Below are 18,039 nucleotides of genomic sequence, written 5' to 3'. Positions count from 1 at the left end.
TGAATGTATTCGCTTGTACACACATGTCTATCGCATGCGGCCGGCATTTCCCTCGGTCAGGCATTGCTCGCTTCATGTTTCTGTTTCCCCGCCACACGCCTATAATGGCCGCCTTTTCGCCCAATGATTTAGCGGAGCTGGTGATGGCCGAACGTATGGTGTTCGTCGAGCGCGACACCCTGGAAACCCAGATCAAAGCCTCGATCAACCTGGATGGCACCGGAAAGTCCCGATTTGATATCGGCGTTCCTTTTCTTGAACACATGCTCGACCAGATCGCCCGTCACGGGCTCATCGATCTGGACATCGAATGCAAAGGCGACCTGCATATCGACGATCACCACACCGTGGAAGATGTCGGCATCACGCTGGGTCAGGCGTTCAGCAAAGCCATCGGCGACAAAAAGGGCATCCGTCGCTACGGCCACGCCTACGTCCCGCTGGATGAAGCGCTGTCGCGCGTGGTCATCGACTTCTCCGGTCGGCCTGGCCTGCAGATGCACGTCCCGTACACCCGCGCCACCGTCGGCGGCTTTGATGTGGACCTGTTCCAGGAGTTTTTCCAGGGCTTCGTCAACCACGCCAATGTCACGCTGCACATCGACAACCTGCGCGGCCACAACACCCACCACCAGATCGAAACCGTCTTCAAGGCGTTCGGCCGTGCATTGCGCATGGCAGTGGAGCTTGATGACCGCATGGCTGGCCAGATGCCGTCGACCAAAGGCGTGCTGTAATGCAGACCGTCGCTGTTATCGACTATGGCATGGGCAATCTGCACTCGGTGGCCAAGGCGCTGGAGCACGTTGGCGCCGGTCGCGTGCTGATCACCAGCGACGCCGACGTCATCCGTGAAGCCGACCGTGTCGTGTTTCCCGGGGTCGGCGCGATTCGCGACTGCATGGCTGAAATCCGTCGCCTGGGCTTCGATGCCCTGGTGCGTGAAGTCAGTCAGGACCGTCCGTTTCTCGGCATCTGCGTGGGCATGCAGGCGCTGATGGAGCGCAGCGAAGAGAGTGGCGGCGTCGATTGCATCGGCGTATTGCCCGGTCAGGTGCGCTTTTTCGGCAAGGATCTTCACGAAGACGGCCAGCATCTGAAAGTCCCGCACATGGGCTGGAACGAGGTGGCGCAGGCCGTGGATCATCCGCTCTGGGCCAACATTCCGGACATGGCGCGGTTCTATTTCGTACACAGTTACTACATCGAATCGCCCAACCCGCAGCAGATTGTCGGACGTGGCCATTATGGTCATGACTTCGCCGCTGCCTTGGCCGATGGCTCACGTTTCGCCGTGCAATTCCACCCCGAGAAGAGCCATACCCATGGCCTGCAGTTACTGCAGAACTTCGCGGCGTGGGACGGCAGCCGGTAATGAGCAAGAAGACCAAACCGCCGATCCTGACCCTCACTCCCGAGCAGGAGAGCGAGGCGTGCCACACGATCAAGCGGTTCATGGAAGACCGTTTCGAGTTGGACCTGGGTTCGTTCGAAGCGGCTGAAATTCTGGAGTTGTTCACCCGCGAGATCGCACCGCATTACTACAACCGGGCGATCTTCGATGTTCAGACGCACCTCAAGGAGCGTTTCGAAAGCATCGAAAGCGACCTGTGGGCGTTGGAGAAGAGCAGCTAGAAGCGTCAAGCCTCAAGCTGCAAGAATTAGTAGAGATGCGACTTGCAGCTTATGGCGTGCGGTTCGCGGCTTTTAGACGAAGGAAAAGCTGATGCTCATTATTCCCGCGATCGACCTTAAAGACGGCGCATGTGTACGTCTGCGCCAGGGTCGGATGGAAGATTCCACGGTGTTCTCCGATGATCCGGTGAGCATGGCTGCCAAGTGGGTCGAGGGCGGTTGCCGTCGCTTGCACCTAGTTGACCTGAACGGCGCATTCGAAGGCCAGCCGGTCAATGGTGATGTCGTGACCGCGATTGCCCGTCGTTACCCGAACCTGCCGATCCAGATCGGCGGCGGTATCCGCTCGCTGGACACCATCGAGCACTACGTCAAAGCCGGCGTAAGTTACGTGATCATCGGTACCAAGGCGGTCAAGGACCCTGACTTCGTCGCCGAAGCCTGCCGCGCGTTCCCGGGCAAAGTGATCGTGGGCCTGGATGCCAAAGACGGCTTCGTCGCCACCGACGGCTGGGCTGAAGTCAGCACGGTGCAGGTGATCGACCTGGCCAGGCGCTTTGAAGCAGACGGCGTCTCGGCCATCGTTTATACCGACATCGCCAAAGACGGCATGATGCAGGGCTGCAATGTCCCGTTCACCGCCGCGCTGGCTGCCGCGACCCGCATTCCGGTGATCGCTTCGGGCGGCATTCATAACCTGGGCGACATCAAGGCGCTGCTCGACGCAAAAGCACCGGGCATCATCGGCGCAATTACCGGCCGTGCGATCTATGAAGGCACGCTGGATGTGGCTGAAGCCCAGGCGTTTTGTGACAGCTACGCAGTCAGCTCCGAGCAGTAAGCTTCAAGCTGCAAGCTGACCTCGATCCGCTTCTACTTGCAGCTTAAAGCTTGAAGCTTGTTACTTAAGGACTAACCATGGCCCTCGCCAAACGCATCATCCCTTGCCTGGACGTCGACAACGGCCGCGTGGTCAAGGGCGTGAAGTTCGAGAACATCCGCGACGCCGGTGATCCGGTCGAGATCGCCCGGCGTTATGACGAGCAGGGTGCCGATGAGATTACCTTCCTCGATATCACCGCCAGCGTCGACGGCCGCGACACCACGCTGCACACCGTCGAACGCATGGCCAGTCAGGTGTTCATCCCACTGACCGTGGGTGGCGGCGTGCGCACCGTGCAGGATATTCGAAACCTGCTCAACGCCGGTGCCGACAAGGTCTCGATCAATACCGCTGCGGTGTTCAACCCCGAGTTCGTCGGCGAAGCCGCCGCCCGCTTCGGCTCGCAGTGCATCGTCGTGGCCATCGACGCCAAGAAGGTTTCGCTGCCCGGCGAAACCCCACGCTGGGAAATCTTCACCCACGGCGGTCGCAAGCCGACTGGCCTGGACGCGGTGATGTGGGCGAAGAAGATGGAAGACCTCGGTGCCGGCGAAATCCTGCTGACCAGCATGGACCAGGACGGCATGAAGAGCGGCTTCGACCTGGGCGTGACCCGGGCGATCAGCGATGCCCTCGGCATCCCGGTCATTGCTTCCGGTGGCGTCGGCAATCTGCAGCATCTGGCAGATGGCGTGCTGGAAGGTCATGCCAGCGCGGTGCTGGCAGCGAGCATTTTCCACTTCGGCGAATACACCGTGCCAGAAGCCAAGGCGTTCATGGCCAGGCAAGGGATTGTGGTTCGCTGACCCTGATGCGCTGGCTGACCATAGCCTGGTCAGCCAGCGCCACTTCCATGATCCAGCTTACCCGGCGACTCTCCGATCAGGGCAGCAATAGATCGGTGCGCGGCGACGATGCCTGACTGGCCATGTCGTAGGCCTTGGAGCACAGCGTCATCGGTGATGGTGTCGCCTCGATGATCATCACCTCGTCGAATTCAGGTCTGTAACCCTGCGGGTCATCGCACTGCACAGTGTCAGCCGGGCCGGATTTGAACGTGTACACCCAAAGCGTCGGGTTGGAGTAGTACGGCATCACTTTGTAGCCGCCATCGGCCATGCGCTCGATGGTCAGTTCCGGCATTCGGGTCGGACCCGGCGGCGCGATTTCCATTGCCACAATCACCGGCTTGTTCATCATCTCTTGCGCGGGTCGCTGGTCAGGGGAGTCCACACCGATGATGCACAGAAAATACAGGCCGGCCTCCGGGCCTACGCGATCATCGATCAACGCCTGCGTGGCGCCCTGGGCGTTGCTGTAGTGATGCGGGCTTTCACATTCCGTCGGCGTGCGAACGGCTTTGTAGCGGTAGAGAGGGGTGTCCAGCGAGAACGGCCACGACCACGTGGGCAAAACGGTACGGCCCTGATCGTCGAGGGTTACCCGGCTATAGGGGTTTGGCGAGTAGCTCGCCCCCAATGTCATCTTGAGCGTCGATTGCAACGTGCATTCAATGTCCAGCGGGTTGAATACGCCTTGGCTGAAGCAGGTCTTGAGGCCCAGCGCCGGGCTGGAATAAGAGGTGTCTGGGGATAGCACCGGTTGCCCGTTGTTGATCTCGCAGGGCGCGTTCGGCTGGCAGCGATTTTCCTCTTTGACGCCCTTCGTGGACGTGCTGAGTACGCCAACGATCTGATTGGAAACCCTGTCCAGGACGGGGCTGCCGGAACTTCCCGGCGCCACACCCTGGCAGCGATGTTTATGAAATCCGCGGAAGATATACACATCCTCCAGCAGGTCCGCGCTACCTTCCAGTGGGCATGCCGACAGGCGTAATGCAGGTGCGTCTTCGTGGCCTGAAGGGACGCCGACGATCACCAGATTCACGCCATTGCCAGGTGCATGGGTACTGATGCTCAGTGGCTCGATGCCTTTGTCGAGGAGTGACTGCAGCGATGTGTCCAGCTCGATAATGGCCAGGTCTGCACCACGTGTGGTCGCTCGCACCAGTCTTTTCAACCGGGAACGCTCGGTGTTTTGCAGGTTGCCCAGGAAGTAATCAAAATCGATATGGCCATCCAAAGGGATGTCGCTCGAGATATTCATGGCGTCCTGACTCACGCAATGGCCACTGGTGAGGATGTAAGCAGGCCCTGATGCAACCGGACTGCCGTTGCGTGAATCAATCAAGGACGCGCTGCAATGGATGTCGGGCCTCTCTTTGCTGGGTTGCAGACGGCCTACCGCCCTCCATGGGGCGTGACGGTTTTGCGCGTTATCGAGAGGGATGGCCGCCGAGTCATTCTCCAGTCCCTGGCCATAATCGCTTGCCTGGCTAATGCCTGCGCCCATGAGGCCGATGAGCGCGACGCTGCACACAGCATGTGTGAGATTTTTCATTGAATACCTGTCTGGTCTGTTGGCGCCCGCGTCTGGTGCGGGCGGTTGGAAAGAGGCCGTCAGGTAGTCAGATAAAATGCGCTCGGGTCACATACATATTTATGGCTTCAGCGACAAAGCACGGCTGCCGGCCGAAGGCTCTGGACAACGGTGCGGAGGGCCTGCACCCTGTGTGAAGTCATGGATAGAGATGAGTCAAATGCTGAGAATTTCAGCTTTTCTTTTTGCGCTGTTCGGTTGTGTTGCAAGCGCAGTGATTCATGCAGAAGAGCTGAACGGCTCTGCTGGCGGAAGCACGCGGGCGGACACCTCGTTTGTCCTGCTGACAGAGAACTTCCCGCCTTACAACATGGCCACGGACGGGAAAAACTTCGCCCAGGAAAGCAACATCAAGGGCATCGCCGTCGAGGTGGTGCGCGAGACCTTCAAGCGCGCCGGTATCGGCTACAACCTGACCCTGCGCTTCCCCTGGGATCGCATCTACAAACTGGCGATGGAAAATCCCGGCTACGGCGTGTTCGTGACCGCGCGATTGCCCGAGCGCGAAAAGCTCTTCAAGTGGGTCGGACCGATCGGCCCCGACGACTGGATTTTGCTGGCGCGGGCTGACAGCCCAATCCAGCTGAGCACGCTTGAAGCCGCGCGGTCTTATCGAATCGGCGCCTACAAGGGCGACGCCATTGCGATGGAGCTTGCGCGTCAGGGCATGAAGCCGATCACGGTGCTCAGCGACAAGGATAACGCCCGGAAGCTGGTCGACGGTCAGCTCGACCTGTGGGCCACCGGCGATCCGGCGGGGCGATACCTGGCGCGGCAGGAAGGCATCACGGGATTGAAAACCGTGCTGCGCTTTAACAGCGCCGAACTGTTTCTGGCATTGAACAAAGACACCCCGGATGCAGTAGTCCAGCGGCTGCAACGTGCGCTGGATCAGCTGCGCAAGGAAGGCGTGGTCGATTCGATTTTCGCCGAATATCTCTAAGGACTGCCAGCACCTCTGGCGAAGCGCCTTCGGCCTAGCGATAACGCCCGTTCTTGCCATGGCCGGCCATCGCCTCATTTCCGCGCTCAGTGACCATGTGGCGGATCTCGATCAGCTCTATACCTTGGGATTTAAGCTTGGGCAGCTCGCGCTCGAGCACATCGAGCGTCACTGGATAGGGGTGGCCGATCATCACGGCCGAGCCCTGCTTGTGCGCCAGTTTGATCGCCGTCTGGAGCTGGCCGCTAATGGCCTCTGCGGTGCGCTCGTCGTCCAGGAAGACGTCGCGGGACACGCTGGCGAGACCGATCTTCTGCGCCTCGGCAGCGGCAACGGTTTTGGCGCTGGTGCGGCTGTCGACCAGAAACAGATGGCGGCGCTGCAATTCGCCCACTAGCCAGCCCATGGCCACCGGCTCTGCCGTCATGCGGCTGCCCATGTGGTTGTTGATGCCAGCGGCAAAAGGGACTTTCAGCAGCGCGGCGTTCAGACGCGATTCGAGTTCGGGGAGTGGCAATTCGGGATGCCAGGCGTACGGCCCGGTCGCGGGGTCCATGGGCATGTGCAGCATGACGGTCTTGCCAGCCTTGTGCGCCTGACGGGCAAACTCGGTGGCGTGGGGCGTGTCGGGCATGATTGCCAGCGTCACGGGGCCGGGAAGGGCCAGCGCGCGGCTGTCCCGATCAGGGTTCTGTCCGAGATCGTCGATGATCAAACTGAGATAGGCGACCTTCGGCGCTTTGCCGACGGTCGCTGAGGACTCGGCGGGCGCTGCATGTGCAGCACCCGTTGTGAAGGCCAGGGCGCAGATCAGCCCGGTCAACCAGACGCGCATCTCAATTGCCGCGCGTGACACTCAAACCCTTGAGCAAGCTGAGGGCCTGGTTCATCTGGTAGTCATCGTCCTGCGGACGCGCCTTGCCAGCCTTCGCCTTGGTGGTCGGCTTGTCTGCGCCGCCGTTGCCGTTGCCCAGGTGGCCGAGCAGATCGGCCTCTTTGTAGTTGTCGCCATCGGCTTCGGCGGTGAGCTTGGCGCGTTTGACTTCGATGTCCGGGTTGATCCCCTGGGCCTGAATCGAGCGACCGTTAGGCGTGTAATACAGCGCAGTGGTGATCTTCAGCGCGCGGTCGTTGGCCAGCGGCAGAACGGTCTGCACCGAGCCTTTGCCGAACGTATCGGTACCCATCAGGATGCCGCGCTTCTGGTCTTGCAACGCGCCGGCGACGATTTCAGACGCCGAGGCGCTGCCGCCGTTGATCAGCACAACCAGAGGCACGCCCTCGCTGGCGTCGGCCGGGTCTGCCGAGAAGCGCAGTTCGGAATTGGCGATGCGACCTTTGGTGTAGACGATCAGGCCCTTGGTCAGGAAGTGGTCAGCCACTTCAACTGCCGCCTGCAACACACCGCCCGGGTTGTTGCGCAGGTCGAGGATCAGGCCGCTCATCTTCTTGCCGTTGTCTTTGCGCAGCTTGGCCAGTGCCTTACCGACTTCTTCACCCGTTTTGACCTGGAACTGGGTGATGCGGATATAGCCGTAACCCGGCTCCAGCATCTGCGCTTTCACGCTTTTGACCTGGATGGTGGCGCGCGCCAGTGTCACGTCGAACGGATTGCCGCCGTCACGCACCAGCGTCAGGGTGATTTTCTCGCCCAGCTTGCCGCGCATCTTGTCCACGGCTTCCTGCATCGTCTGGCCCTGGGTCGGCGTGCCGTTGATCTTCACGATCAAGTCTCCAGCCTCGATACCAGCCTTGGACGCAGGGGTGTCATCGATGGGGGAGACGACTTTTACAAAGCCGTCTTCGACGCCCACTTCGATACCCAGCCCGCCGAACTCGCCGCTGGTGCTTTCCTGCAGCTCCTGGAAGTCTTCCGGGCCCAGGTAGGCGGAGTGCGGGTCGAGGTTGCTGAGCATGCCCTTGATGGCGTTTTCCAGCAGAGTCTTGTCATCAACGGGCTCGACGTAAGCCGCTTTGATCCGGTCCATGACCTCGGCGAAAGTGCGCAGCTCGTCGAGCGGCAGCGGCGCCTTGATATTCGCGGCGTTGGCGGGCGCAGTGGCGGCAGGCACAGCAGCTGGGGTGGCGCCGGCAGCCTGGGCCAGAGGAGCGCCGATAACCACGGCGATAGTCAGGGCCAGCGAGGTGAGGCGGGACGAAAACAGCATGTCTTACGAACTCCTGAGTGAGGTGTCGACTTATCCTTGAGTGCGACACCATTGGGCCGGATCACTAGGGCGACCCTGCTGACGAATAGCGAAATACAACGCCGGAGTGTCCTGACCGCCACCACTGTTACCGACAGTGGAGATCGCTTCTCCGGCTTTTACGACGTCACCGGCCTCTTTCAACAGGCTCTGGTTGTGACCGTACAGACTCAAATAACCATTGCCGTGGTCGAGGATGACCAGAAGCCCGGCGCCGCGCAACCAGTCGGCGAAGACCACCCGACCACCGTGCACCGCGCGGACCTGGCTGCCTGCAGCCGCACTGATCAACACACCGTCCCACTTGGTGCGCTCGTCATCGCCACGGCTTTCGCCGAATCGCGCCAACAATCGACCATCGACGGGCCAAGGAAGTTTTCCCCTTGCTTGCTCAAAAGCGCCGCCGTAAGACTGACCGGCACTGGAAACCATCGCGCCGGGCGCCTTGGTCGGGCGCCGAGGGGCCACATCGCTGTCGTCCTTCGCGTCGTCTTTCGCGCGGTTTTTCGCCAGCGCTTCCTGCTCGCGTTGCCGTTTCTCGGCTTCTTGCTGCGCCAACAGCGCTTTCTGACGCGCCTCTTCGGCTTCGCGGGCCTGACGGGCAAGGGTTTCTTCAATGGTCTTGAGGACCTTGGTCAGGTCGGCCTGATCCTGCTGCCGCGACTGCAGCTTCTGGTCGCGGGCTTTGTAATCCTGATTCAGCTTGGCCAGCGCCACCTGACGTTCCTGGCGGACGGTGTCGAGCTGGGCCTTCTGGTCATCCAGCGAACTCTTCTGCACCAGAAGCTGCGCTTGCTGCAGGTCGATGTCTTTCTCGACGCCGGCCAGCTGGCGCAGGGTTTCGTTGAAGCTGCGCAACTGCTCCAGGCGTGCCTTGCTCAGGTAATCGTAATAGGTGAGGGTGCGGGCGAATTTTTCAGGGTTCTGCTGATTGAGCAGCAGTTTGAGGTATTCCTGGCGGCCGCTCTGATAAGCAGCGCGGGCCTGGATGGCGATCAATCGTTGTTGTTCAACGCGTGCGCTCTGGAGTTTTTTTTTCTCCTGGTCGAGCCGTTGCAGCTCGCTTTCACTCTTTTTTAGTTCCTTTTGCAGGGCCTCCACCTGCTTTTCCAGCTTGCCCATCTCGGTTTCAGTGGAGCGCAGGTCTTTCTGGACCCCGGACTTTTCTTCTTGCAACTGGCCCAGCGCTTTCTTCAGTTCGGTGATGTCCTGACGCGTGGCATCCAGCTGTTTCTGCGTTTGTGCGCGATCATCGTCGGCGAAGGCCGGATTGAGCAGACAAATCAAGGCGAGGGTGATCAGGGCGCGAAGCATGAGGTTGGGCGATACCAGGAGTAAAGACGGGCCTAGTATGCCCGGCGGTGGCTGCAAAAAAAACGCTCGGACGACGTGGCCGTCAGACATTTCATACAAAACCGGCCCGCCAGCGACTGGCGGGCCGGTTCAAGAGGCTTACTTGGCGACCAGAATCGGGGTGCCGGTCATCTCTTGCGGGATTTCCATGCCGAGCAGCATCAGCATGGTCGGTGCCACGTCGGCCAACACGCCGCCTTCGCGCACCTTCAGGTCACGCTTGCCTACATAAACGAAAGGCACCGGCTCAGTGGTGTGAGCAGTGTGAGGCTGATGGGTCTCCTCGTTGGTCATCTGTTCGACGTTGCCGTGGTCGGCCGTGATCAGCGCTTCGCCGCCGACTTTTTCCAGCGCCTGGGTGATGCGGCCGACGCAGACGTCCAGGCATTCGACTGCCTTGACCGCTGCTTCCATGATCCCGCTGTGGCCGACCATGTCGCCGTTGGCGTAGTTGACGACGATCACGTCGTAACGCTGATGCTCGATGGCGTCGACGATTCGGTCGGTGACTTCCGGCGCGCTCATTTCCGGCTGCAGGTCGTAGGTCGCGACTTTCGGGGACGGGATCAGGATGCGTTCTTCGCCGGGGAAAGGTTCTTCACGGCCGCCCGAGAAAAAGAACGTCACGTGGGCGTACTTCTCGGTTTCGGCGATGCGCAGCTGCGTCTTGCCGTTGTTCGAGAGGTATTCGCCTAGCACGTTGTGCAGGCCGGCTTTTTCGAACGCCGCGGGTGCGTCGATGTTGGCGGCGTACTTGGTCAGCGTGACGAAACCGGCCAGTCTGGCCTGACGACGACGGGCGAAGCCTGCGAAATCGTCTTCGACGAACACGCGGGTCAATTCGCGGGCACGGTCGGACCGGAAGTTCATGAACACCACCGCGTCGCCGTCCTCCACTGTCACCGGCGCGCCAATGCGGGTGGCTTTGACGAATTCGTCGTTTTCGCCGCGCTCATAAGCAGCGTCCAGCGCGGCCTTGGCGGTGTCGGCGTGGAATTCCGACGTGCCGTCAACGATCAGGTTATAGGCCGACTCGACACGGTCCCAGCGATTGTCGCGGTCCATGGCGAAGTAGCGGCCGATGATCGTGGCGGTGCGACCTTTGCCCAGGCGCGCGTAAGCGGCTTCCATGGTGGCGAGGTATTGATGGGCGCTGCGCGGTGGCGTGTCGCGGCCATCGAGGAAGGCGTGCAGGTAGATTTTGTCGGCGCCGCGCTGGGCAGCCAGCTCAACCATCGCCACCAGGTGATCTTCATGGCTGTGAACGCCGCCGTCGGACAACAGGCCGAGGATGTGTACGGCCTTGCCAGCGCCCACGGCCTGATCGACGGCTTTGCAGATGGCGGGATTTTCGAAGAACTCGCCGTCGCGGATCGCTTTGGTCACGCGGGTGAAGTCCTGATACACCACTCGGCCGGCGCCCAGGTTCATGTGGCCGACTTCGGAGTTGCCCATCTGCCCGTCAGGCAGACCGACATCCATGCCGGACCCGGAGATCAAGCCGTTTGGCATGGTCTGGTACAGGCGATCGAAGACCGGCATCTTCGCTGCGTAGACCGCATTGCCGTGGTGGCTGTCGCTGTGACCGAAGCCATCCAGGATGATCAGAACCAAAGGTTTAGGCGTGGTAGTCATGAATCCCACTCTTGGCTAATAGGTGAAGTAGAAAAAAGATCGACAGTTTAGGGACAAGTTCAAATCAGCGACAAGCTAAACGGAGTGACTGCCGTACGGGCTTTGGCCCACCTTGGGGGCTGTGTATACTGGCCGACATTTTAACGCCCTGGAACCTGATGATGGTTGCTCACCTGATTGAATTTGCCACGAATCACTATTTGCTGACGGGTGCTTTCGTCATCCTGCTGGGCCTGCTGATCGCAACGGAGCTTAGCAAAGGTGGCCGCAGCCTGAGCACCGGTGAACTGACCGCCATGGTCAACCGCGATGAAGCCGTTGTTATCGACGTGCGCGCCAAGAAAGACTTCACGGCTGGCCACATCGTCGGTGCCGTGAATTTCCCTCAGGACAAAATCCTGACCCGCACCGCGGAGCTGGAGAAATTCAAGCCTAAAACCCTCATCATCGTTGATGCCGCTGGCCAGCACGCCGGCCACACCGCCCGTGAGCTGCTGAAAGCGGGCTTCAACGCCGCCAAGCTGTCCGGTGGTGTCTCATCATGGCGCGGCGACAACCTGCCGTTGGTGAAGTGACATGACCGACGTCGTCGTCTACTCCAGCGATTACTGCCCATATTGCTCCCGCGCCAAGTCGCTGCTGGCGGGCAAGGGCGTCGGCTTCCAAGAGATCAAGGTCGACGGCAAGCCACAGATTCGCGCTGAAATGACCAAAAAATCCGGGCGTACCTCGGTTCCGCAGATCTGGATCGGCTCGGTCCATGTGGGCGGTTGCGACGACCTGTTCGCCCTGGAGCGCGCCGGCAAGCTGGATAAGCTGCTGAGCGCCTGAATTCGAGCCGGGATGTGGAAGCGATGGTTCGTCGCACAGCCCGGAAGCCTACAAGACCTCAATGTAAGGATTTGAGATGACTGATCAACCGAATAACGGCGCCATTTCCAACGAAGAAGAAGCACCGCAGTTTTCCCTGCAGCGCATCTATGTTCGCGACCTGTCGTTCGAAGCGCCAAAAAGCCCGGCGATCTTCCGTCAGGAATGGACCCCGAGCGTCAGCCTGGACCTGAACACCCGCCAGAAGCAGCTGGAAAATGACTTCTACGAAGTCGTGCTGACCCTGTCGGTCGAAGTGAAGAACGGCGAAGAAATCGCCTTCATCGCTGAAGTGCAGCAAGCCGGTATCTTCCTGATCAAGGGCCTGGATGCCAGCTCGATGAGCCACACCCTGGGCGCGTTCTGCCCGAATATCCTTTTCCCATACGCTCGCGAAACCATCGACAGCCTGGTTGTCCGTGGCTCGTTCCCTGCGCTGATGCTGGCCCCGGTGAACTTCGACGCCCTGTATGCGCAAGAACTGCAACGCATGCAGGAAAGCGGCGAAACGCCAACGCCTACCGTTCAGTAAGCGTTGTCGCTGCAATGAAAAAGCGCCTGTGATGGGCGCTTTTTTGTGGGCGGCGTATGACTTTCGGCGCGTAACGGCTACTTGAACCCCAACTGCCGCCAGCCCTCATACACGGCAACCGCCACAGTATTCGACAGGTTCAGACTGCGGCAGCCTTCGCGCATCGGCAGGCGCAGGCGTTGATCGCTCGACAGCGGATCCAGCACCTCCGGTGGCAGGCCTCGGCTTTCCGGGCCGAAGAGGAAGGCATCACCCTCCTCGAATTGCGCATCGTGGAAAACCCGTGAGCCCTTTGTGGTAAAAGCGAACAACCGCGGATGGCCGATGCTTTCAAGGCAGCTCGGCAGGTCGGCGTGACGATGCAGCGTGGCGTATTCGTGGTAATCAAGGCCGGCTCGACGCAGGCGCTTGTCATCCAGCTCGAAGCCCAGCGGCTCGATCAAATGCAGGCTGCAGCCGCTGTTGGCGCAGAGCCTGATGATGTTGCCGGTATTCGGCGGAATTTCTGGTTGAAAAAGGATCACGTGAAACATGCACGGCTCCGAACGAAAGGACGGGATGCATTCTACCCCTGAAGAAGACCCCAGACCGAAGCTGTGGCCCAAGTTTCTGGGCTCGGTGGCGATTGTCGGCGTCATGGTCGGGCTGATGATCGGCCGCGTGACGACCCCGGACCCGATTCAGCTGCAAAGCATCGAAGTGTTACCCAGCGGCGTTGCCGTGTGGTTCAACCGCGAGCCGCAGCTCCACGGTGAACACATCGATGGCGCGGTGGCGTTGCTGTTCAACGCCCAGGGTCAGCCGCAGAAGGGCGAACTGAAGCTCAACGGCAAAAACGTGCGCTGGAGGGTGCAACGAAGCGATAAGGGATTGTTGCTGAACCTGCTGGCGGCCCGTCCTCTGCACGGCGACTGGCGCGGTGCAACCCAGGACGGGCGCTGGAGACTGGAGGTCAGTCTCCGAGAGGATTAAAAGAGGGGAATCCCCGGCCTGCCTGTACCAAGGTCCCCAAAACTGGTGATGTATAACCTATTGCAGCCTGCGTGCCAGTTTTCAGAAAAGTCTGTAGGAATATTCGTAATGTCCCGCAGGCGTCGGGTTTAGGGCCTTGGAGACCGTGCCTTTTCAATGCCTGCATCGAGCTGAGGTTCGAATCGGCTTTCGGAGTTGGACGTTTGATGAGCGTTTTTGCACGCTATTCGCGCATTTACCCGTGTCGAGTGACCAAAGTGATGCACTCCCTAACGCAGCGGCAAATCTATAGCGCACTCACCGGCCTCTTCCCGGCTGAAGCCGGTCCCACTAAAAGCATCAGCGCATCTGCCGGCCTTTTATCAGAACGGCGCATCACCCAGGATCGTCGCACGGTGCATCACACGGCGCTGCGGGCGGTAATCGTCCACCGCGTAATGCTGGGTCACGCGGTTGTCCCACATGGCCACGTCGTTTGCCTGCCAGCGCCAGCGCAGGGTGAACTCCGGGCGCGTCCCATGGGCGAACAGCAACTTCAGAATCGCCTCGCTTTCAGCAGCTTCCAGTTCATTGATCCGGGTGGTGAAACCGTCGTTCACGAACAACGCTTTGCGACCGCTGACCGGGTGCGTGCGAATGACCGGGTGCGACAGCGGCGGGTTCTTACGGCGCGTCTCCTCCCAGCGCGCGAGGTCTTCAGCCGTGTTGCCAAAACGCTCCAGCGGAAATGACCGGGTGAAGTCATGGGTCGCGGTCAAGCCGTCGAGCAAGGTCTGCATCGGCCCGGACAGCGCTTCGAACGCGGCGATGCCGCTCGCCCACAACGTATCTCCACCGTAAGCCGGCACCTGCTTGGCGCTGAGCACCGCCCCCAGCGCAGGCGTCGGCAGAAAGGTGACATCGGTGTGCCAGATGGCGTTGTCGCGCACTTCGGTGACCGCGGTGTCGAGAACCAGCACTTCAGGCTGTTCCGGCACGTTCGGGTAGATCGGATGAATGTGCAGGTCACCAAAGTTGGCGGCGAAGCGCGCTTGCTGCTGCGGCGTGATCGGCTGGTCGCGGAAGAACAGCACCTGATGATCAAGCAGCGCCTGTTCGATAGCGTTGCGTTGTTCGCCGGTCAGGTCGCGGCTGAGGTCAACGCTGCTGATCTGTGCGCCCAGTGCCGGGCTGAGCGGGTGGATGTCGATGCTCATGATGGTCTCGAGTGTGCTCGTGTGTTCGGCGCCGAGGTGTCGGCGTAGTCAGTCATAAGGTTGTCGATTCAGTGGTTCTGGCCATGCCAGGGCACGAGCTTGCGTTGCAGCGCGCGCAGGCCCATTTCCAGCGCGAAAGCGATCAGCGCGATGACCAGAATCCCCAGCACTACCACGTCGGTCACCAGAAATTGCGCGGCTGACTGGACCATGAAACCCAGGCCACTGGTGGCGGCGATCAGCTCGGCAGCCACCAGCGTCGACCACCCCACGCCGAGGCCGATGCGCACGCCGGTGAGGATGTCGGGCAGGGCGCTGGGCAGAATGACGTAGCGAATGAGTTGCCAGCGGGTGGCACCCAGGGATTGAGCCGCGCGCAGTTTTGCGCTGTCGACCGTGCGCACACCGGTGGCGGTGGCAATGGCGATCGGCGCGAAGATCGCCAGATAAATCAGCAGGACTTTGGAGAATTCGCCAATGCCGCACCAGATCACGATCAACGGCAGGTAGGCCAGCGGCGGCACCGGACGATAGAACTCGATCAGCGGGTCGAAAATGCCTCGCGCGATTCGGTTGTGACCAATGGCGATGCCGATGGGGATGGCCGTCAGCACGGCGAAGAAAAGCGCCAGGCCGATGCGCTGCAAACTCGCGCCCAAGTGCTGCCAGAGCGTGGAGTCCATATAGCCCTTGGTCATCAGCAACCAGGCTTTTTCCAGCACAGCGGCGGGCGGCGGCAGAAACAGCGGTTCGACCCACTCAAGGGCTGTGATCACCCACCAGCCGCCCAGCAGGACGGCGAGGGTAAGGGCGCTGATGGTGCGCGTGCTCAGATAAAAAGAAGAGGGCTGATGGCGTGCGGTGTTTGCCGGCGCGCGGGTGAGCGCCGGCTCCGGCGATTGATAAAGACTCATGCCCGTTGCTCCCGAACGCTCTGCCGCTGGGAAAATACCCGCGCCAACACGTGCTCGCGGGTTTCGATGAAGCGAGGGTCGGACTTGATGGCGCGGGCCGATTCACCTGCGCTGTAACGCTGACCGAAGTCGAGCTTCAGGTGCTCGACGATGTGACCGGGGTTGGGCGCAAGCAGAATCAGATCGGTCGACAGGAACACCGCTTCCTCAATGTCGTGGGTGATAAGGAAGACCGGCTTGGCGCTGCGTTGCCAGACCTGCAGCAGCAGCTCTTGCATCTGTTCACGGGTAAAGGCGTCCAGCGCGCCGAAAGGCTCGTCCATCAGCAGCACACGTGGGTCGGCCGCCAATGCGCGGGCGAGGCCCACACGTTGCTTCTGCCCGCCTGACAATTCCCAGATACGCCGCTTCTCGAAGCCGGCGAGATCGACCAGCGCCAGCATATCGCGCGCTTTGGCCTCGCGTTTTTCACGGGCGATGCCCGCCAGCTCCAGCCCGAATGCGACGTTGGCCAGTACATCCTGCCAAGGCAGCAGAGCGTCATCCTGAAACACGACGCCACGCTCGGCGCTCGGCCCGCTCACCGGCACGCCATCGAGGGTAATGCGGCCTGCGCTGGGCGCGACGAACCCGGCAATCAGGTTCAGCAACGAAGTCTTGCCGCTGCCGGATGGGCCCAGGGCAACCAGCAGTTGCTGCGGACCGAGGGTCAGGGAAATATCCGACAGCACCGGCGAGGCCGCACCGGGATACTGTGCGCTGATGCGCTCCAGTTGTAACAGGGCCATGGCATGGGCTCCGCTTCTGATAGATGTGCATGAACGGCCATGGCTGTCGAAGCCGGCGCGGTACCCGGATGACGCTTGCGCTTACGGGGTGACGAACTTCGCGCTCACATAAGGGCTGTAATCGGCCAGCACGGCGTCGACCTTGCCCTGCTCCTTGAGAAACGCGGCGGTCTTGGTGATCGCGTCGGTGGTTGGCGCGCCCAGCTCACTGACCTGATCGGCCGCCAGTGGGTAGACGTTGCCCTGCAACAGGCCGGGGATGTCGCCCGGTTTGGCGCCGGACAGCTTCACCAGCTTGTCGACGTTGCTCGCGTTGGCCAGCCAGGCCGCTGGATCCTTGCGGTAGGCGGCGTAGGCGTCCAGGGTGGTTTTGGCGAAGGCTTTGACGACCTCAGGATGCTTGTCGGCGAAGTCTTTGCGCACGATCCACGCATCAAAGGTCGGCGCGCCGACCTTCGCCAGCTCGCCCGACGTGATCAGCACTTTGCCTGTCTCCTTGGCGACGCCGAGTGCCGGGTCCCAGACGTAAGTGGCGTCGATGTCACCGCGTTTCCACGCCGCCGCAATGGCCGGTGGGGCGAGGTTGAGAATGGTCACTTTTGCCGGGTCGATCTTCCAGTGCTTCAGGGCGGCGAGCAGGCTGTAGTGGCCGGTCGATACGAACGGCACGGCGATCTTCTTGCCGATCAAATCCTGTGGGCTGTTGATGCCGGAGCCATTACGCGCAACCAGCGCCTCGGCAGCGCCGATCTGGGTGGCAATCAGGAACGTCTCCACGGGTACTTTTCGCGTGGCCGCCGCGGTGAGAGGGCTGGAGCCGAGATAGCCGATCTGTACGTCACCCGACGCGATCGCGGTGATCACGTCCGCCCCGTTATCGAATTTACGCCATGAAATCTTTGAGCCCGTCGCCTTTTCATAGGCGCCATCGGCCTGGGCGACCTTTGCCGGGTCCACGGTGGTCTGGTAGGCGACCGTAAAGTCGGCGGCCTGAACGAACAGCGCCGAGCCGGCGAGCGATAAGGCCGCGAGGACGCGTAGGGGCTTGAGCAGTTTCATGGTGACGCTCCGTGGCAAGGCACACCGCCTTCGAATGGCGCAGAGCTTAAATGATCTAAGAAACTCGAAATAAATAACCTTTTGGAATGTGCTTAGCGTTTATTTCCATACGGGTAGGTGTCTTCCCCCGCATGGAGTCCTTGAGAAAGCGCCTGCTGCGATGGGAGGTCATCGAATCGTCACAATTTGTAAATACGATCGCGACGCCTGTTTAAGGATGTGCTGCGGGGATGTGTGGTCGTCTTGTGAGCAGATTTAGACGGCTGATCAGCGCGATGGGTGAATGAGCGGGCTGAATGACGCGCTTTATCCATTTTTCTGCGGCGTCAGCGGAAAAGTGACGGACAGCAGGGTGACAACTGCAATGTTTGCGTCTACTGCACATGAAATCTGATTGTTTTCAGTGAGTTAGGAAGGCAGTTCTCACCCAGTTTCGCAGGCGGACCGTGACTTGCCGGTCAAGTTCCTGTTGTACGACAGCACTAAACGTATCGATCTGACGAACGGCACTGAAATATGTTTTGGGAATTAGGGATTCGGGCCGATACACTCCGCAACGGACGGCTGAAACGGCTTGTGACATATAACTGCTTGGCATAAAAGCTGGTCTAAC

Annotated in this window: 20 protein-coding genes; 10 read left to right on the top strand and 10 right to left on the bottom strand. The window is 60.6% G+C overall.

The features are described 5' to 3' along the window. Positions 1-143: 143 nt before the first annotated feature. The 5 genes from hisB (at position 144) to hisF (ending at position 3,324) form a co-directional block, all read left to right on the top strand. Positions 144-737, top strand: a complete 594-nt coding sequence (hisB, locus tag SLW74_RS03865; RefSeq protein ID WP_065987388.1) for an imidazoleglycerol-phosphate dehydratase HisB — start codon at positions 144-146, stop codon at positions 735-737. Beyond that, positions 737-1,375 (top strand): imidazole glycerol phosphate synthase subunit HisH, encoded by a 639-nt coding sequence (gene hisH, locus SLW74_RS03860; RefSeq protein WP_065987387.1) that lies wholly within the window; start codon positions 737-739, stop codon positions 1,373-1,375. Before hisB ends, hisH begins: the two co-directional genes overlap by 1 nt. Further along, entirely contained in the window at positions 1,375-1,635 is a 261-nt protein-coding gene (locus SLW74_RS03855; RefSeq protein ID WP_037016295.1) for a DUF2164 domain-containing protein, read from the top strand. The genes hisH and SLW74_RS03855 overlap by 1 nt, the downstream gene beginning before the upstream one ends. Positions 1,636-1,726: 91 nt before the next feature. Continuing rightward, positions 1,727-2,476, top strand: coding sequence for a 1-(5-phosphoribosyl)-5-[(5-phosphoribosylamino)methylideneamino]imidazole-4-carboxamide isomerase (gene hisA / locus SLW74_RS03850; protein WP_065987386.1), 750 nt, complete (start codon positions 1,727-1,729; stop codon positions 2,474-2,476). A 77-nt stretch (positions 2,477-2,553) separates the two neighbouring features. Further along, on the top strand, positions 2,554-3,324 hold the full coding sequence (gene hisF / locus SLW74_RS03845; protein ID WP_065987385.1) for an imidazole glycerol phosphate synthase subunit HisF: 771 nt from the start codon (positions 2,554-2,556) through the stop codon (positions 3,322-3,324). Positions 3,325-3,400: 76 nt separating this feature from the next. On the opposite strand, the gene SLW74_RS03840 is transcribed toward hisF, so the two are convergent. Next, positions 3,401-4,918, bottom strand: coding sequence for a trypsin-like serine peptidase (locus SLW74_RS03840; protein WP_410928174.1), 1,518 nt, complete (start codon positions 4,916-4,918; stop codon positions 3,401-3,403). A 199-nt stretch (positions 4,919-5,117) separates the two neighbouring features. On the opposite strand from SLW74_RS03840, the gene SLW74_RS03835 reads away from it, so the two are divergent. Further along, positions 5,118-5,900, top strand: coding sequence for a substrate-binding periplasmic protein (locus SLW74_RS03835; RefSeq protein ID WP_065987513.1), 783 nt, complete (start codon positions 5,118-5,120; stop codon positions 5,898-5,900). 34 nt (positions 5,901-5,934) lie between these two features. Here the strand turns inward: SLW74_RS03835 and SLW74_RS03830 are convergent, their stop codons facing one another. The 4 genes from SLW74_RS03830 to gpmI all read right to left on the bottom strand — a co-directional run bounded on the left by SLW74_RS03830 (position 5,935) and on the right by gpmI (position 11,095). Continuing rightward, positions 5,935-6,735: a divergent polysaccharide deacetylase family protein gene (locus tag SLW74_RS03830; RefSeq protein ID WP_065987382.1), complete on the bottom strand. Its 801-nt coding sequence runs from the start codon at positions 6,733-6,735 to the stop codon at positions 5,935-5,937. Position 6,736: 1 nt separating this feature from the next. Beyond that, the gene (locus tag SLW74_RS03825; RefSeq protein ID WP_065987381.1) at positions 6,737-8,068 is read right to left on the bottom strand and encodes a S41 family peptidase; all 1,332 of its coding nucleotides are present in this window, start codon (positions 8,066-8,068) and stop codon (positions 6,737-6,739) included. A 30-nt stretch (positions 8,069-8,098) separates the two neighbouring features. Further along, positions 8,099-9,421: a murein hydrolase activator EnvC family protein gene (locus SLW74_RS03820; protein ID WP_065987380.1), complete on the bottom strand. Its 1,323-nt coding sequence runs from the start codon at positions 9,419-9,421 to the stop codon at positions 8,099-8,101. 138 nt (positions 9,422-9,559) lie between these two features. Continuing rightward, positions 9,560-11,095, bottom strand: coding sequence for a 2,3-bisphosphoglycerate-independent phosphoglycerate mutase (gene gpmI, locus SLW74_RS03815; protein WP_410928173.1), 1,536 nt, complete (start codon positions 11,093-11,095; stop codon positions 9,560-9,562). Positions 11,096-11,256: 161 nt separating this feature from the next. Here gpmI and SLW74_RS03810 point away from each other — a divergent pair, with 161 nt between their 5' ends. The 3 genes from SLW74_RS03810 (at position 11,257) to secB (ending at position 12,497) form a co-directional block, all read left to right on the top strand. Further along, positions 11,257-11,670, top strand: coding sequence for a rhodanese-like domain-containing protein (locus tag SLW74_RS03810; protein WP_065987378.1), 414 nt, complete (start codon positions 11,257-11,259; stop codon positions 11,668-11,670). 1 nt (position 11,671) lies between these two features. Next, complete coding sequence (gene grxC / locus SLW74_RS03805; RefSeq protein WP_065987377.1) at positions 11,672-11,926, top strand: glutaredoxin 3; 255 nt, start codon at positions 11,672-11,674, stop codon at positions 11,924-11,926. A gap of 76 nt (positions 11,927-12,002) precedes the next feature. After that, positions 12,003-12,497 carry a protein-export chaperone SecB gene (gene secB, locus SLW74_RS03800; RefSeq protein WP_065987376.1) on the top strand — a complete coding sequence of 165 codons (495 nt, stop codon included), beginning with the start codon at positions 12,003-12,005 and terminating at the stop codon, positions 12,495-12,497. Between the two features lie 77 nt (positions 12,498-12,574). Here secB and SLW74_RS03795 read toward each other — a convergent pair whose 3' ends face one another. Beyond that, positions 12,575-13,030, bottom strand: a complete 456-nt coding sequence (locus SLW74_RS03795) for a tRNA (cytidine(34)-2'-O)-methyltransferase (protein WP_037016260.1) — start codon at positions 13,028-13,030, stop codon at positions 12,575-12,577. Between SLW74_RS03795 and SLW74_RS03790 the strand changes: the two genes are divergently transcribed. Next, a complete protein-coding gene (locus tag SLW74_RS03790; RefSeq protein ID WP_410928172.1) occupies positions 13,029-13,469 on the top strand; it encodes a hypothetical protein in 441 nt (146 codons plus the stop codon). The two genes, SLW74_RS03795 and SLW74_RS03790, sit on opposite strands and share 2 nt — an antisense overlap. 362 nt (positions 13,470-13,831) lie before the next feature. Here the strand turns inward: SLW74_RS03790 and tauD are convergent, their stop codons facing one another. The 4 genes from tauD to tauA form a co-directional block, all read right to left on the bottom strand. Next, positions 13,832-14,665: a taurine dioxygenase gene (gene tauD / locus SLW74_RS03785; RefSeq protein WP_410928171.1), complete on the bottom strand. Its 834-nt coding sequence runs from the start codon at positions 14,663-14,665 to the stop codon at positions 13,832-13,834. Between the two features lie 68 nt (positions 14,666-14,733). Next, positions 14,734-15,579: a taurine ABC transporter permease TauC gene (gene tauC, locus SLW74_RS03780; RefSeq protein ID WP_065987371.1), complete on the bottom strand. Its 846-nt coding sequence runs from the start codon at positions 15,577-15,579 to the stop codon at positions 14,734-14,736. Beyond that, entirely contained in the window at positions 15,576-16,367 is a 792-nt protein-coding gene (gene tauB / locus SLW74_RS03775; protein WP_192130822.1) for a taurine ABC transporter ATP-binding subunit, read from the bottom strand. Before tauB ends, tauC begins: the two co-directional genes overlap by 4 nt. An 81-nt stretch (positions 16,368-16,448) precedes the next feature. Then, the gene (gene tauA, locus SLW74_RS03770) at positions 16,449-17,426 is read right to left on the bottom strand and encodes a taurine ABC transporter substrate-binding protein (RefSeq protein WP_410928170.1); all 978 of its coding nucleotides are present in this window, start codon (positions 17,424-17,426) and stop codon (positions 16,449-16,451) included. Positions 17,427-18,039 lie beyond the last annotated feature (613 nt).

It is taken from the genome of Pseudomonas sp. W5-36 (assembly GCF_046540455.1).
Classification (GTDB): Bacteria; Pseudomonadota; Gammaproteobacteria; order Pseudomonadales; family Pseudomonadaceae; genus Aquipseudomonas; species Aquipseudomonas graminis_B.
This window is presented reverse-complemented; position numbering and strand designations above follow the sequence as displayed.

Excerpts from the sequence above, each read along its gene's own strand:
- SLW74_RS03825 (WP_065987381.1), bottom strand. The coding sequence starts at position 8,068 with ATGCTGTTTTCGTCCCGCCTCACCTCGCTGGCCCTGACTATCGCCGTG.
- hisB (WP_065987388.1), top strand. The coding sequence starts at position 144 with ATGGCCGAACGTATGGTGTTCGTCGAGCGCGACACCCTGGAAACCCAG.
- hisH (WP_065987387.1), top strand. The coding sequence starts at position 737 with ATGCAGACCGTCGCTGTTATCGACTATGGCATGGGCAATCTGCACTCG.
- hisA (WP_065987386.1), top strand. The coding sequence starts at position 1,727 with ATGCTCATTATTCCCGCGATCGACCTTAAAGACGGCGCATGTGTACGT.
- SLW74_RS03835 (WP_065987513.1), top strand. The coding sequence starts at position 5,118 with ATGCTGAGAATTTCAGCTTTTCTTTTTGCGCTGTTCGGTTGTGTTGCA.
- gpmI (WP_410928173.1), bottom strand. The coding sequence starts at position 11,095 with ATGACTACCACGCCTAAACCTTTGGTTCTGATCATCCTGGATGGCTTC.
- tauA (WP_410928170.1), bottom strand. The coding sequence starts at position 17,426 with ATGAAACTGCTCAAGCCCCTACGCGTCCTCGCGGCCTTATCGCTCGCC.
- SLW74_RS03855 (WP_037016295.1), top strand. The coding sequence starts at position 1,375 with ATGAGCAAGAAGACCAAACCGCCGATCCTGACCCTCACTCCCGAGCAG.
- SLW74_RS03790 (WP_410928172.1), top strand. The coding sequence starts at position 13,029 with ATGCACGGCTCCGAACGAAAGGACGGGATGCATTCTACCCCTGAAGAA.
- tauD (WP_410928171.1), bottom strand. The coding sequence starts at position 14,665 with ATGAGCATCGACATCCACCCGCTCAGCCCGGCACTGGGCGCACAGATC.
- secB (WP_065987376.1), top strand. The coding sequence starts at position 12,003 with ATGACTGATCAACCGAATAACGGCGCCATTTCCAACGAAGAAGAAGCA.
- tauC (WP_065987371.1), bottom strand. The coding sequence starts at position 15,579 with ATGAGTCTTTATCAATCGCCGGAGCCGGCGCTCACCCGCGCGCCGGCA.
- SLW74_RS03810 (WP_065987378.1), top strand. The coding sequence starts at position 11,257 with ATGGTTGCTCACCTGATTGAATTTGCCACGAATCACTATTTGCTGACG.
- grxC (WP_065987377.1), top strand. The coding sequence starts at position 11,672 with ATGACCGACGTCGTCGTCTACTCCAGCGATTACTGCCCATATTGCTCC.
- SLW74_RS03830 (WP_065987382.1), bottom strand. The coding sequence starts at position 6,735 with ATGCGCGTCTGGTTGACCGGGCTGATCTGCGCCCTGGCCTTCACAACG.
- SLW74_RS03840 (WP_410928174.1), bottom strand. The coding sequence starts at position 4,918 with ATGAAAAATCTCACACATGCTGTGTGCAGCGTCGCGCTCATCGGCCTC.
- SLW74_RS03820 (WP_065987380.1), bottom strand. The coding sequence starts at position 9,421 with ATGCTTCGCGCCCTGATCACCCTCGCCTTGATTTGTCTGCTCAATCCG.
- tauB (WP_192130822.1), bottom strand. The coding sequence starts at position 16,367 with ATGGCCCTGTTACAACTGGAGCGCATCAGCGCACAGTATCCCGGTGCG.
- SLW74_RS03795 (WP_037016260.1), bottom strand. The coding sequence starts at position 13,030 with ATGTTTCACGTGATCCTTTTTCAACCAGAAATTCCGCCGAATACCGGC.
- hisF (WP_065987385.1), top strand. The coding sequence starts at position 2,554 with ATGGCCCTCGCCAAACGCATCATCCCTTGCCTGGACGTCGACAACGGC.